This window comes from Paenibacillus sp. FSL R5-0527 (assembly GCF_038008055.1).
GTDB lineage: Bacteria > Bacillota > Bacilli > Paenibacillales > Paenibacillaceae > Fontibacillus > Fontibacillus macerans.
This window is the reverse complement of the sequence record NZ_JBBOYI010000001.1, coordinates 288,200-302,017: the sequence shown is the minus strand read 5'-3', so window position 1 is coordinate 302,017 and position 13,818 is coordinate 288,200. Positions and strand designations below refer to the sequence as shown.

The window sequence follows — 13,818 nt, the reverse complement described above, 5'->3', positions numbered from 1 at the left end:
TAGATCATTATTTTCGCAGCTTTTGCCGGGTCCACGTCACGATCAGCAGGATTGCCGGCAAGACCAAAAACATGGGCACCCAGAAATAAGGCACCAGTATTTTATAATGCTGGAAATAAATATGTTCGGCGATGTTTTTTGACATGGTCATTCCCAGGAACAAGGCGATCGCGGCTGCCGGGATGACAAGCACGCGATAATCCTTCATCTTCGTCAGCTGCTGGATGCCTCTCAGCGCCACTAGCAGATTGACTACGTTTTTTATTAACGCCGTCATGAAAAAATACATGACCCCGAACATCTGCAAGTTTTCGATGAATTTTCCGATGCTGATCATGCTCAATAAAGTGTAAAGCGGATAGAGAAAACGCGAGAACAGATCGCCATAAACCAAAATGGCCAAAAAATCAAAACCGGTGATCATAAATCCGGCAAGTAAGGTGGCGAGAAAGGTAATTTTCGTGATCTTTTCACGGTTTTTTACGTCCGGCCAGAACATGGCGAGCGCGATGGTTTCCCCAAACGGTTGGGTGATCCCGTTTGGATAAACCACCTTCCAGACGGGTTCCCATCCCCTTTCCAAAATCGGCTGGACATAATCGAAATGCAGGACGTTCGAGCCAAAGAGCAGAACCGTCTCTATAATGAACATAACGACGACGATGGGGAAGATCAATTCTCCCAGCCGCGCAATGATCTCAATGCCGCCATAGACGCAGTAAGCGATAATAATGGCAAATAACCCCGCAAATACAATTGGCGGCGTTCCAGGCAAGATGGTGGTCGAAACCATGTCTCTTATGTCCGCAATAATTCGTCCTGTAAGATACAAGAACATGAGCGGGTATAAAAACGCGATGGGCGTCCCGATCCAGCGCCCCAATTGGGCCGGAAACCATTCAACCAGGGATAAGCCCGGGTTCATGCGCATTAAGGCGGTATATACCCAAATCACGCAGAGGCCCAGCCCCAGTGACGTCAGATCGCCAATCCACGCATCCCGGCCGGCCAAGCCGCCAAACCCAAAGATGATGGTCGTGCCTAATTGAAAAATGAAGGTAATCGTGAATAATTGGTACGCGGAAATTTTGTATGTCATCTCCTCTCATCACCCCCATTAAGAATCCAAAACAAAGAAAGCATACGGTATTTATTGTATCCATAGGGTGTTTGCAGCAAACGCTGAGCAACGGACCGCAGGTGATTCTTGATGCTCAATTATAATAGTCCATAAGGTTCATAGGCGGTATGAACTATTGGAACCCGGCGTATATTTGGATAAAATACCCTTAAAATTCTTAACACTTTCTGATGGAGGGGAAAACACGGAGCATGATGATGAGAATGGAGAAGAGGGGAAGCGTATTTTTGCGCAAAAGCTGGCTGTTGGCCTTAAGTTTGCTGCTGGTGTCGCTGGCTTTCCTGCCGGCGGGTTCCGCCCAGGCTGCCGACAGCAAATGGATAAGTCAGGTTTGGAGCAAATATGAAACGTATAACAAGAAGACGGTTGCAAGCTATGATGCTTACATGAAAAAGACAACCGATACATATAATGCGTATTTCAAGGAGCAAAACGACCGGCTGGCGGAGCTGGAGCGTATTGTCCTTGAAGACCAAAAACAGTGGAACGAACGGCTGGAAGCGGACTTGGCGGAACTGGAGGAACGTTACGGGGACGACCGCGAGCTGAAGCAAGAACTCAAAGAGTATGAACGCGATATCAATCCGAATCTGCTCAGCAGTCCTATGGGGCTTTATACCCGGGCGGCCAACCGAAATTTGCTCAGCAGCACGCTGGGCGTCTACGCCCGCGCGCTTAATGAGAACCTGCTGAGCAGCTACATGGCGGAATATAAAAAGGCGGTCAATCCCAATAACTTGTCCAGCCCGGCCAACTCGCTGAAAAAGACGGTGTCCGACAGCTATCTGAGCAGCCCGATGAACACGTTGATGAAAAGCTCCAGCACCAACTATATCTCAAGTCCAATTTATAAGTATTCGCGCGGGAAAATCAGCAAAACAAAGGCGCAGCAGGAATACAACAAGCTGTACAAGAAATATACCGAACAGATTTCCAAGGATACCGCGGCTCATAAGAAAGAAATCGCCGAAACCGCCGCGTCCGCGGACCGGAAGATTCAGCAGCTGTATCTCGAAACGGTCAGCGCGCTCGAAAAGCAGCGGAACGAAACGCTGCAAAGCATCTCCGACCAGCGGAAAAAAATAACCGGAGAAGGCCTCACCTGGGAGCCGCTGCTGGCAACCCCGGCCGAGGAAACGCGGGACGTAATCGAATAAGGAGCTCTAAAAGCAACTCTTAAACTAAGGGCCGGGCAACCGGTCTCTTTTTTTATGGACGCGTGCTAAACCAATTGCAAAAGTGCAGTTGGAATCTGCCCCAACTTGGGCATTTAGAGCGCTGAGATGCAAATGTGCATTTGAAACTGAGGATTGGAGGCGTTTTTGAGCGAAATGGTGAAAATGGCCTGCACTTTTGCATTTGGAGCGCATAAACGGCCCGGTTTCGGGGGAAATGAGATGCACTTTTGCATTTCGCGGCCCATTCGGCACCGCCAACAAACGTGAACATCGTGCGAAATAAATCCGAAACAGAATAATATTGGAAATTTTTATTCATAATACTCACGTTAATCCAAAAGATGGAGGAGTTATTCATGGATAACGTGATGCTGGCCCGGGCCTTGTTCGGATCGTCGATGGCCTTTCATATCATATTTGCCACCTTGGGAGTGGGGCTGCCTTTCATGATCGTTGTTGCGGAAATCGCTTATCAGGTCAAAAAAGACCGGGATTACGCTTTGATGGCTAAACGGTGGACAAAATGCCAGGCGATCCTCCTGGGGGTGGGGATTCCGTCGGGGACGATGGTCGGCGTTATGTTGTCGCTGCTCTGGCCCGGTTTCATGGAAATTGTGGGCCAGGTGATCGCGCTGCCTTTCCAAATCGAAATCTGGGCGTTTTTGCTGGAAGCCTTGTTCATGTCGATTTACGTCTACGCGTCTGAACGTTTGCCCGCGGCTTTGCGGATCGCCAGCGTCACTTTCGTGGCCTTGGGAGCAAGCGCTTCGGCCGCGCTGATCACCGACGCCCATGCCTGGATGAACACCCCGCAGGGCTTCCGGCTGGAGAACGGGCAAGTCGTCGATGCCGACCCGTGGGCGGCGGTATTCAACCCCAGCTGGCCTACGACCGCGACGCATGTGCTGTTTTCCGCCTATCTGCTTGGGGCTTTCGCCATTGTTTCCGTGGCCGCCGTCAAACTGCTCGCCCGCAAACGGCCGGAGCGGGAGCGGCAGTATCACCGCAAGGGCCTGATCCTATCGCTCGCCATCGGCGGCGTGATGTCGCTGCTGACCGCGCTCAATGGGCATGAAACCGCGCAGATGCTGCACCGCCATCAACCCGAGAAGCTGGCCGCCGCGGAGGGCCTGTTTGAAACGCAGGCTTACGCCCCGCTGGCGATCGGCGGCTTTACCGATAAGGAAACCCGGACGATCCGGGGGGCGATCGAAGTTCCGTGGGCGCTCAGCTTTTTGGCCGGCAACCGCTTTGACACCGTGGTCAGGGGGTTGAACGATTTTCCCGAGGAGGAGTGGCCTCCCCTGTTTGTGCATACGCTGTTTAACCTGATGGTGGGGATCGGTTCCCTGCTGATTGTGGTCTCGGCCGGCACTATTTTTTATCGGCTGGTCAAGAAGCGAGAGTACCCGCGCTGGCTGCTTAGGGGGCTGGTGCTGACCGGCCCGCTCGCCCTGATCGGCATCGAGACCGGGTGGATCTTCAGCTGTACGGGACGCCAGCCCTGGACGATTTACCATGTTCAGACGACCGCGTCCGCGGCTACCCAATCGGAAAATCTCGGCACCCTGTTCGTCACTTTTATCGGGCTGTACGTGTTTATGCTGGTCGTAACGTCTTTGGTGCTGCGTTATTATTTCAAGCGTCATCCGGTGACGCCGGACATGCTGGAAGCAGGGTAAGAAGAAGGGGGTGCAGAGGATATGAGCGATTCCACGATAGCGATTTCTATTCTTTGGGGGTTCCTGTTCATCTACTCGATCATGGGCTCCATCGATTTCGGCGCCGGGTTCTGGGCGCTTGTTTTCAGCAGAAAAAATCCGCAGGCCGCCAGCCTCGCCAACCGTTTTTTGTCTCCGTCCTGGGAGGTAACCAACGTTTTTCTGGTGCTGCTGGTCGTCGCTTTGGTCGGTTTTTTCCCGCGCGCCGCTTATCTGCTCGGTACGCTGCTGCTGCTGCCCGTTAGCTTCGTGCTGGTGCTCCTGCTGTTCCGCAGCGCCTTTATGGTGTACGCCTATTCCGCGCAGCGGAACGTCCGCAGCCTGCGTTTTGTGTCCGGAGTTACCGGGCTGCTCATTCCGGGGCTGCTTGTCAGCGTGCTGCCTATTACGCTCGGCGGATTTATCCAAGGGGAGAGCGGCTACCCTCAGTTGAACTACGGAGCTTTGCTGGCGAGCCCTTCGCTCTACGCCTATTTGGGGTTCGGGATCGCCACCGAGCTGTTCCTGTCCTCCTTGTTCCTCTCCGACTTCTCCCGGCAGGCCGGGGATGAAACCTCCTACCGGCATTACCGGACGCTGGCGGTTGTCTTCGGGCCGTTGGCGATGCTGCTCGCCGTCATCACCACCTTTACCATGGAAGGGGAAGCGATGTGGATGGTGGCCCGGATGAAGCAGCAGGGGCTCTGGTTTATGCTGTCCACCGCGGCTTTTGTCGTCGGTTACGGTTCTCTGTGGATCAAACGGAAAGGCCGGCTCGGCTGGCCCCGGCTCGCGTTTGTTTTCGTGGTGATCCAGTTCGCCTTGGCGAGTTATGCTTACGGGAAAGCGCATATGCCCTACATCGTCTATCCGTTCTTAACGGTGGAAGAGGGGATTACGAATCACTCGATGTTTGTGTCCCTGCTGTGGGGCTACGGGGTAGGGACCGTGATTTTGCTGCCGGTGTTCGTGTTGTTCTGGTGGCTGTTCTTAAGGGATAAACGGTATTTGCGGGCTGAATAGTCCGCCTGTTGTGTGTACGAAGCACCGGTACTGCCCACGGCCTTGATAGGCCTTGATATTACCCGATGCCGGCATTGCCAACCCCTCGCTCTTGAAAATATAATAGGTTTGGAGCGAAAAAACACGGCTCGGTTGGTAGTCCGGGCGCACGCGGCTTGGAACGCTTGAACCCGGCGGCGTGTCAGTAACCTTCCCCCCTCGGGATGTCCATCGCTTCCGATTGACAAGAGGGGGATGTTTGCGTTGAAACTTACGATTTACCACGATGGGCAGTATTGGGTCGGCGTGTTTGAAGAGCACAGCCAAGGGAAGCTGCGGGCAGGAAGGCATATTTTCGGGGCGGAGCCCAAGGATGAGGAGGTTCTTGCGTTTATCCGAAGCGATTTGAGCCGGCTGCTTGACGGCATTTCACAGGGCGTCGCCATTCAACTGCCGGATGCCGGAAGGGTGAATCCGAAGCGGTTGGCCAGACAGGCTGCCGCGGAGTTAAAACGCCGGGGAGCTTCTACCTTGGCGTATGAAGCGATGCGGCTGGAGTATGAGCAGCGTAAGCGGGCCAAACGGTCGACCGCGAAGGAGCAGCGGGAGGCCGAGAGGGAACGCAAGCGGGATATTAAAATCCGCAAGGCCAAGGCAAAGCATCGCGGGCATTAACGGACAAGGCCCCTTTCCGGACTTACGGAAAGGGGCGTTTGCCATGTTTCGGGAGACTACCGGGCGGTCCAACCGAATTCGCAATCGGCGGGGCAGCCAAGGTCCGCGAATACCTTGCGCGCGGAAGCGTCGACCGGCAAAAAAACCTCAATTTGCGGGTACAGGCGGCCGCCGACGGAAACGGAAACTTGCCTGTAACGGATCGGAACCAGCTCGCCCGAGCTTTCCGAGCCGGCCAGGATGATTTGTGTACAATCCCGCTCTCCCTCTTCCTCTACATCCGGCTTATGGTCATATTTTTCGATCGCGTTATATTTTTGAGCCAGGCGGACCACGTTTTGATACCACACGTCGTAACGTGACAGCGCATGATTTCTTTTGAACGCCTGAATCCCGTGAATGGCATGGGATTCCCACTGTTCGAACGACGTTTTGTCGAAGGTGGAGCGGGGGCGTACGGGCAAATCGGCATTGAAGTGCAGATCAATCCGGTTCAACTCGTTGTTATAACAGGGATCGGGCGGGATATCGAACAAGCGGCGAAACGGCTCGTTATATCCCTTGATGTCCTGGGTATGGGTGACGATCATGGCGGGAAAAGGGAGCGTCTTCATCGTTTGCTGCGCCCATTCGAGCGCCCGTTCCAGCGCCCGCCCTGCCAATTCGGTTTGAATCGGCAAGTAACCGGCGGCCAGAAGCAGGTCGTTGCGCTCGCCGGAAGTGCATTCGAGATATTCCGCGATGCCAATGATCGTCTGGCGATCCGGTATTCTGCGCGAACGTCCGATCAGCAGATTTTTATACGTAGGACAAGCCTCGTCGTTCAGCTCCTGCTGCGTAAATCTTTTCCAGGGCGAATGAGCGCGGTCGGCCAGCTCCCGCTGCCGCTTCATCCGCAGCGTTTCGATTTCTCCCAGTACGTTTTTTAGCCTCGTGTTTTCCGTATGCATCCCCCCCGTTTCTCCTCCCTTCGATTTCAAGAGTAATTCTGCACTTGGTCCGCAAAAGTGATTAAAGTATACTCCTGTATGAAATCGGAGGTCAATTCAGGTTGACCGCAATATTCCAAGTTTATGGAGGGGACCCAATATGATTCGTGCCATTGTAACCGATCCGCATGCCGCGGAATATTTCGCGATCAAAGAGGTGGACGCCCCGCAGGCCCAGCCTTGGGAAGCGATCGTGCAGGTGCAAGCCGTCTCGCTCAATCGCGGGGAAGTGAGAGACGCCATAGATCAAGGAGCTTCATCCCGGCCCGGCTGGGATTTCGCCGGGGTGGTCATCGAGCCGGCCCAAATCGGCACTGGCCCGCAAAAAGGAGCGCGGGTTGTCGGTCTGCTCCCGCTGGGCGCCTGGAGCGAGCAAGTTGCTGCCCCCGTATCAACGCTGGCGGAAATTCCGGACCAGGTCAGCTTTGCGGAAGCGGCGACTCTGCCCGTAGCCGGCCTGACGGCGCTGAATGCGCTGCGAAAAGGAGGTTTGCTGCTCGGCAAGCGCATCCTGATTACGGGTTCGACCGGCGGCGTTGGCCTGTTTGCCCATCAGCTTGCGGCTCAATCGGGCGCATTCACCGTAGGCACGGCCAGCACGGCGGAGAAGGCGAAGCTGGTCCGGGAGGCCGGAGCCGACGAAGTGGCCGTTGGCGCTTCCGGCATGGAAAAGGCCCGCAGCTGCGGGCCTTATGATCTGATCATCGATTCGGTCGGCGGCGATACGCTGGCCGCTTTGCTGCCGCAGCTTGCGCCGCAGGGCATTTGCGTTGCGGTGGGATTCTCGTCAGCGCCTAAGGCGACGATCGATATGATGAATTTGGTGACCAGCGGAGGGAGAACCCTGTACGGCTTCTTTCTCGGCGAGGAACTCACCCGCCGTTCGGCCGCGGACGATTTGCAGTTGCTGGCCCGGCTGGCCGCAAACGGCCGGTTAAGGCCCCGGATCGAAGTGGAGGCGCCCTGGACCGAAATTGGAGCCGTCACCCGCAGTCTCATGGACCGCAAATTTTCCGGAAAAGCCGTGCTGCGGATTGATTGACGGATAAATTGGCATTACCGCTGGACAAATCGGCATTACCGCTGTTCGGAAATATGCAATCTAAGACAAGTGACCCGGCCCCGCATCCCGGATTTCCAGACGACTATCGCTAACGGTTGTAATCGCGCTTAATTGGCCCAAAATGCCGGGATTCAATTTCTAGCTATGATGAACGTAAACAAAAGACAGCCCTCCATATTGCTACATCTCGTAGGTTAAAATGGATAGTGAAAACCAAACCATTTCAGAGCTACATAGCAAAGGAGAGCTGATACTATGCAGTCTACCACAAAATTCGTCGGTTTAGATGTATCCAAAGAAAAAATTTCGGTTGCTATTGCAGATGCAAGCGGTGAAACTCCTCGCTATTACGGGAGCATTCCTCACACTCCGGCGGCGCTGCGCAAGCTGATCAAAGAACTGGGACCGGCCGAAACGCTATCGTTTTGTTATGAGGCAGGTCCGACAGGTTACGAAACCTATCGCTGGATCACCTCCATGGGAGCCCATTGCGTTGTCATTGCTCCGTCGCTTATTCCCAAACGCCCTGGTGATCACGTGAAGACGGATCGACGGGACGCCGAGCAGCTTGCCCGTCTGTTTCGTGCAGGAGAATTGACTCCTGTCTACGTCCCGGAGCGGGAAGACGAGGCTTTGCGGGAGTTGGTTCGCGCCCGGGAGGCCGCCAAAGAGGACGCGCATCGGGCACGCCAGCGGATATTGAAGTTCCTGCTCCGCCATCAAATCGAACCGCCGGCTACGATAAAGCGTCGTTGGACCCGGAAGTACCGTTCCTGGCTGGAGCAACTGACATTCCCTTATGAGCCCATGCAAGTAGCCTTCGACGAGATGCTCCATACCTTAAATGAGATCGAGCAGCGGATGGGGCGTTTGGAAAAAGCCTTGGTTCAGCAAGCCACGGTCGGCTCCAAGGCAACTCTGATTCGGGTGCTTCAGTCCCTGCGTGGGATTGGACTACTGACGGCCGTCACTCTAGCTGCTGAGATCGGTTCATTTACTCGCTTCCGCTCCCCGGCCCAACTCATGGCGTATTTAGGGTTGGTTCCTCGTGAGAGTTCAACCGGCCTGAGTACTCGGCGCGGAAGTATGACCAAAGCCGGTAACGGGCGCTTGCGCCGATCCTTGGTGGAATCCGCCTGGAGCTACCGTCATCGGCCTGCGGTGAAAGGAGATCTCGCCAAGCGTTTGGATGGCATGCCGGCCGATATACAACTGTTGTCGTGGAAAGCGCAAGAAAGATTGCATTACAAATACCGTCATCTCATTTTTGGAAAGAACAAACACAAAAATGTGGCCGTAGGCGCGGTGGCCAGGGAGCTAACCGGGTTCATATGGGCTGTTGCTCGAACGGTGGAACAACCGGTGGCTAACTAACGCCCCTTCCGTCCCCTTTGGGGAGACGCAGGGAGCGTTGCCCCCTGCACCCCCACACTCGCCGTGAGGCGTTCCTCATTTCCAATGAGGAATAGGAAAAGTGTTGATTTGAACCTAACCGCTTGTCAAGAAAAGCGCTTGACAAGCTCACGCCTGAGCACGAGGCCCGGGAGCAAACGAAGGTTCCGGGAGAGAATTTGCGTCAACCGTTTGCACTAGGTGAGTAACTGAACGTGCGCTTCTAGCTTGCAAGAGCTCTCCTTGACGAAGGCATAACATGTGGTACCAACCCACGGATAGCAGCGTGCCGACCGTCGCTCGCATTTTTGCTCTCGCGCCACGTGCTCAGGCACCTCTCACACGGAGGGCTTGACAAAAACGTTCATAGCAACGGTTGCGAGCGCCGTTATTTGCCTGAATCCAAGCAAAAATTGCCGGTTTTCAGTGAAATAAGCTCCATGGCAACCGTTACAATTTGAAAATCAACCGTATTGGAACAAATAGCGCTTGTGGCAACCGTTAGAGTATTAATGTGCCCAGAAAAGGTATATTGTCAGATTTAAATGCAACGCTGGTGTCGTTAAATTTGGTTTTCCCTTTATTTCCTCGAAATAGCGGCACCCGCAACCGTTAAAATGACGGCCCTGATCCGGAAAAAATGCACAGGTTCATGTCACTTTCCGCAAACGGCTAACGACGCTGAAGAAATCGCCGGACTGGTGCGGAATCATCACACCGGAATACATCAGCTCGTCGCCGCCGACCGGCTCGTCAAAGCCGTCGACCCGGTAAAGCGTGTCCGGGTCGAGTCCCTTGAGGCGAAGCGCGCGCAGGGGCGCGTTCGGCAGCGCCAGCACGCGGTAATAAGCGAACATCGCTTCGCCGCGGTCCGCGGAGACGAATATCCACGCCGCTTCGTTGCCCTCGAAAGGGCTGAGCAGCCGGTAGAAATCGCCGAACTGGACAAGCGGGCGGATTTCCTTGTAGAACTCGACCTGTTGCTTGACCGTTTCCTGTTCGTCTTCCGGCATAGCGGTCAGATCGAGCTCATAACCGAAATTGCCGGACATGGCGACATCCCCCCGCATTTTGAGCGAGGTCACCCGCTCCACCTGATGGTTCGGAACGGCCGAGACGTGGGCGCCCATCGCTCCGATCGGGTATACGAGGCTAGTCCCGTACTGGATTTTTAGCCGGCATACCGCGTCGGTGTTGTCGCTCGTCCAGACCTGCGGCATGTAATACAGCATGCCGGGATCGAAGCGCCCGCCGCCGCCGGAGCAGCTTTCGAACAACACTTGCGGAAACCGCGTGACCAGCGCTTCCATCATTTCGTACAGCCCCAGCATATAGCGGTGGGCAGTCTCGCGTTGACGCTGCGGCGGGAGCGCGGCGGAGCCGATCTCGGTCATATGGCGGTTCATATCCCATTTGACATAGGAAATCGGCGCGGAGGACAGCACGCCGGCTACCATTTCCACCACCGCGTCGCGCACGTCCTTGCGCGACAGATCGAGCACGAACTGGTCCCGTCCCGAAGAACGCAGCCGGCCCGGCACATGCAGGCACCAATCGGGATGCTGGCGGTACAGCTGGCTATCCTCGGAGATCATTTCGGGTTCGAACCAGATGCCGAATTGCATCCCGGTTTCGGTGACTCTCGCGACGAGATCTTCGAGCCCCCCGGGCAGCTTGCGCTTGTCGACGAACCAGTCGCCAAGCGATGTCTTGTCATCGTCGCGCTTGCCGAACCAGCCGTCGTCCAGCACGAACAACTCCATGCCGAGCTCCCGGCCTTTGCGGGCGATGCTCTCGATTTTCTCCGCATTAAAATCGAAGTAGGTCGCTTCCCAATTGTTGATCAATATCGGCCGTTGCGCATCCCGGTGCGCGCCCCGAACGAGACGGGTCCGGTACAGCTTGTGAAAAGTTCCCGACATGCCGGTAAGCCCCGTGTCCGAGTAGACCATCACGACTTCCGGCGTTTGGAACGACTCGCCCGGCTCCAGCAGCCAGGTGAAATCGAAAGGATTGATGCCCATGGATACGCGGGCCGTGTTGAACTGATCGGTTTCGACCTGAGCCGTAAAATTCCCGCTGTAAACCAGATTGAAGCCGTACGCTTCGCCGTGGTCCTCGTTCGCGCCTGGCCGGAGCAGGGCCAGAAACGGATTGTGCTGATGGCTGCTCGCACCGCGCTTGCTTTCGATCGAATGCGTGCCCTGCACAAGCTTCCGGCGGACGATGTTCCGCTCGTTCGCCCACGAACCGGACAGATGCAGCAGCTCGAAGTCCGCATCGCGGAAATCCACACTGGCGCTAAGGGCGCGCAGCAGTTTAACCGGTTGGGAACCCTCGTTGATGATTTGAGCCGAACGCGTAATCACGTTATGCTCTTCAAATACGGTATACAACAGCTCGACGCGAAGCTTCGTGAGCTCGTCGACAAGCTGGAGCGCCAGCGTTTCGGCTTCGTCTTCCCGCTCCACATAGGTCGCGGGAAGCCCTGCGAGCTTCGGCTTGCCTCTATAGATTTCATGCGACACGTAACGGAAATCGCTGACGGTCGACCCGTTTTCGAGTTGAATCTGGATCGCCGGCTCGCGAAAATCGCTATTGCCGTATGAAGGATATTCCAAAGGAATGGTGTCCAAGGAAAAATCGCGGTTTCCCGGGATGGGATTCGGCGCGAATCCCCGGTCCAGATAGCGGATCGGGTTTGCCCCGTGCCAGCCGGCGATTTGCTTGCCCCAGTAAAGGTGGGCGACATATTGATATGGCGTAATCTGCAGCAAATAGCTGCTGTCTTTCGCCTGCAAATGAAAAGTTTTATTGTCTCTATTGAATTGTATTCCCACGTATGGTCCTCCTTTAAGCGCTAGCCGCGCGGGCTTTCTACCCTTTGACGGCCCCGGACGACAGTCCGGACACGAAATATCTTTGCAAGAACAAATAAAGCACGATCAGCGGAAGCGCGGCTAGAAGCGAGCCGGCCGCTACCCAACCTACATTGCTGCTGTACTGCGTAAAAAACGAAGACAAAGCTACGGTTACGGTATGCATATTCAATTTTTGCAGGAAGAACAAAGAAAATTGATAGTCGTTCCATACCCCAACGCCCGTCATAATGATGACCGTGGCCGTAATTGGCTTTAACAGCGGCAGGATGATTTTAAAGAACAGACGAAAACGGCTCATGCCGTCAATCATCGCCGCCTCATCCAATTCCTTCGGGATCGAGCCGATGAAGCCCGTATACAAGAAAATCGTAATCGGCATGTTGAATGTGACCAGCAGCAGGACGATGCCCCAATACGTATTCATCGCGCCGATATCGACATAAAGCTGATAAAGCGGAACCAGCGTGGTTAGCGGGGGTACGATCATGGCGGAAATAAACACGGCATAGATCGTCTTGTTCAGCTTCGTTTGGAACCGCGACAGCGGATAGGAGGCGATCGCTCCGATGACAATGATTAACAACAGGGAACACGCCGTTATGATGATGTTATTGATGAAAGCTTGCCCCAGGTTGGCGTTTTTCCAGGCGTTTGTGAAGTTGCCGAAATAAAATCGGCCGGGAAAAAGCCATTTCGAGCTGAAATCATTCGCAGGCTTGAACGATGTCGTCAGCAGCAGATAAAAGGGCAGGATGTGAACGATGCTGATCAGCACGGTCAGAAGAATATATCCCGTCTTTTTCATCCTAATTAATCTCCTTTCTGCGCAAATACTGTAAAGCGAAAATACTAAAGAACGAGATCATTAGGAACATCAGGATGCCGATCGCGGACGCGTACCCGGCATCTTGGCTGGAGAAGTACGTCTTGTACATCATCGTGGACATCGATTGGGAAGCGTACCCCGGTCCGCCGCCCGTAAGCGCCATAATGGCGTCGAACAGCTTCAGGCCGCCGATGAGATTTAATACGACATTGATGGTGATGGAGGGCATCAACAGCGGCAGCGTCACATTTTTGAATTTCACCCATGCGTTCGCCCCGTCGATATCCGCCGCCTCGAAATAATCTTTCGAGATCGACTGCAAGCCCGCCAAATAAATAATCATGGCCGTGCCCATAAACTGAAAGCTGTTGACCAGCATTATGATCCATACGTTAAGGTTCGGATCGCCCAGCATGTTTATCGGGGCCATGCCAAACAGCTTAAGAACGTCGTTAAAAGCACCGCCTCTAAACTGAAAGAAAAAGTAAAAAATATAACCCATAATCAGACCGCTGACGATAACCGGCAAATAAACGATCGTGCGCGCCAGGCCGTGGATTTTGATGCTCTTGTTCAAGAGCAGGGCGTAGAGCAGGCCGAAAATATTTTGCAATAGCGTACTTCCGACACCGTAAATCAGCGTATTGCGGATGACGATGCCGATATTGGGGTCGGAGAACATCCGCTTGTAATTATCGAGTCCGATCCATTTGTACGTTTGAGAGAACCCGTTCCAGTTCGTGAAAGAGATTTGAACGCCTTTCAGAAACGGATAGACAATGAACAGCAAAAACAGCAACAGCGCCGGCAAATACATGAGGTTGAGCCAAAACGGCGCGTTGCGATGGAGGCGCGCAGCCCCTGTACTTTTCATACTAGGTATCCCTTCTTTTGCGTGAAGTAGGTAAAAGGGGCTTCCTGAAGCAAGCCCCTCAGTCATAACGCTTGTAATTCTCTATGTTCGATGGGT

General features: G+C 54.4%; 11 protein-coding genes. 6 read left to right on the top strand and 5 right to left on the bottom strand.

Annotation, left to right across the window (positions count from 1 at the left end; all coding sequences use genetic code 11):
- Positions 1–7: 7 nt before the first annotated feature.
- Positions 8–1,099, bottom strand: a complete 1,092-nt coding sequence (locus NYE69_RS01270; RefSeq protein WP_328272891.1) for a GerAB/ArcD/ProY family transporter — start codon at positions 1,097–1,099, stop codon at positions 8–10.
- A gap of 233 nt (positions 1,100–1,332) precedes the next feature.
- Between NYE69_RS01270 and NYE69_RS01265 the strand changes: the two genes are divergently transcribed.
- The 4 genes from NYE69_RS01265 to NYE69_RS01250 all read left to right on the top strand — a co-directional run bounded on the left by NYE69_RS01265 (position 1,333) and on the right by NYE69_RS01250 (position 5,696).
- Positions 1,333–2,298, top strand: a complete 966-nt coding sequence (locus NYE69_RS01265) for a hypothetical protein (RefSeq protein WP_340923051.1) — start codon at positions 1,333–1,335, stop codon at positions 2,296–2,298.
- A 377-nt stretch (positions 2,299–2,675) separates the two neighbouring features.
- Positions 2,676–4,001 (top strand): cytochrome ubiquinol oxidase subunit I, encoded by a 1,326-nt coding sequence (locus NYE69_RS01260; RefSeq protein ID WP_036618802.1) that lies wholly within the window; start codon positions 2,676–2,678, stop codon positions 3,999–4,001.
- 21 nt (positions 4,002–4,022) lie between these two features.
- On the top strand, positions 4,023–5,042 hold the full coding sequence (locus tag NYE69_RS01255; protein ID WP_124332354.1) for a cytochrome d ubiquinol oxidase subunit II: 1,020 nt from the start codon (positions 4,023–4,025) through the stop codon (positions 5,040–5,042).
- A gap of 243 nt (positions 5,043–5,285) precedes the next feature.
- The gene (locus NYE69_RS01250) at positions 5,286–5,696 is read left to right on the top strand and encodes a YjdF family protein (protein WP_124332355.1); all 411 of its coding nucleotides are present in this window, start codon (positions 5,286–5,288) and stop codon (positions 5,694–5,696) included.
- A gap of 56 nt (positions 5,697–5,752) precedes the next feature.
- On the opposite strand, the gene NYE69_RS01245 is transcribed toward NYE69_RS01250, so the two are convergent.
- Positions 5,753–6,646, bottom strand: coding sequence for a hypothetical protein (locus NYE69_RS01245; protein WP_340923044.1), 894 nt, complete (start codon positions 6,644–6,646; stop codon positions 5,753–5,755).
- A gap of 139 nt (positions 6,647–6,785) precedes the next feature.
- On the opposite strand from NYE69_RS01245, the gene NYE69_RS01240 reads away from it, so the two are divergent.
- Together NYE69_RS01240 and NYE69_RS01235 are read left to right on the top strand one after the other, a co-directional pair.
- On the top strand, positions 6,786–7,727 hold the full coding sequence (locus tag NYE69_RS01240; RefSeq protein WP_340923041.1) for a zinc-binding dehydrogenase: 942 nt from the start codon (positions 6,786–6,788) through the stop codon (positions 7,725–7,727).
- Between the two features lie 276 nt (positions 7,728–8,003).
- Entirely contained in the window at positions 8,004–9,122 is a 1,119-nt protein-coding gene (locus NYE69_RS01235; RefSeq protein WP_036623922.1) for an IS110 family transposase, read from the top strand.
- 668 nt (positions 9,123–9,790) lie between these two features.
- Here the strand turns inward: NYE69_RS01235 and NYE69_RS01230 are convergent.
- From NYE69_RS01230 to NYE69_RS01220, 3 genes are read right to left on the bottom strand one after another with little or no spacing between them, the layout of a single operon-like run.
- Positions 9,791–11,980, bottom strand: coding sequence for an alpha-galactosidase (locus NYE69_RS01230; RefSeq protein ID WP_340923021.1), 2,190 nt, complete (start codon positions 11,978–11,980; stop codon positions 9,791–9,793).
- A gap of 37 nt (positions 11,981–12,017) precedes the next feature.
- Positions 12,018–12,827, bottom strand: coding sequence for a carbohydrate ABC transporter permease (locus NYE69_RS01225; protein ID WP_316560349.1), 810 nt, complete (start codon positions 12,825–12,827; stop codon positions 12,018–12,020).
- Between the two features lies 1 nt (position 12,828).
- Positions 12,829–13,722: a carbohydrate ABC transporter permease gene (locus tag NYE69_RS01220; RefSeq protein WP_340923015.1), complete on the bottom strand. Its 894-nt coding sequence runs from the start codon at positions 13,720–13,722 to the stop codon at positions 12,829–12,831.
- Positions 13,723–13,818: the final 96 nt, after the last annotated feature.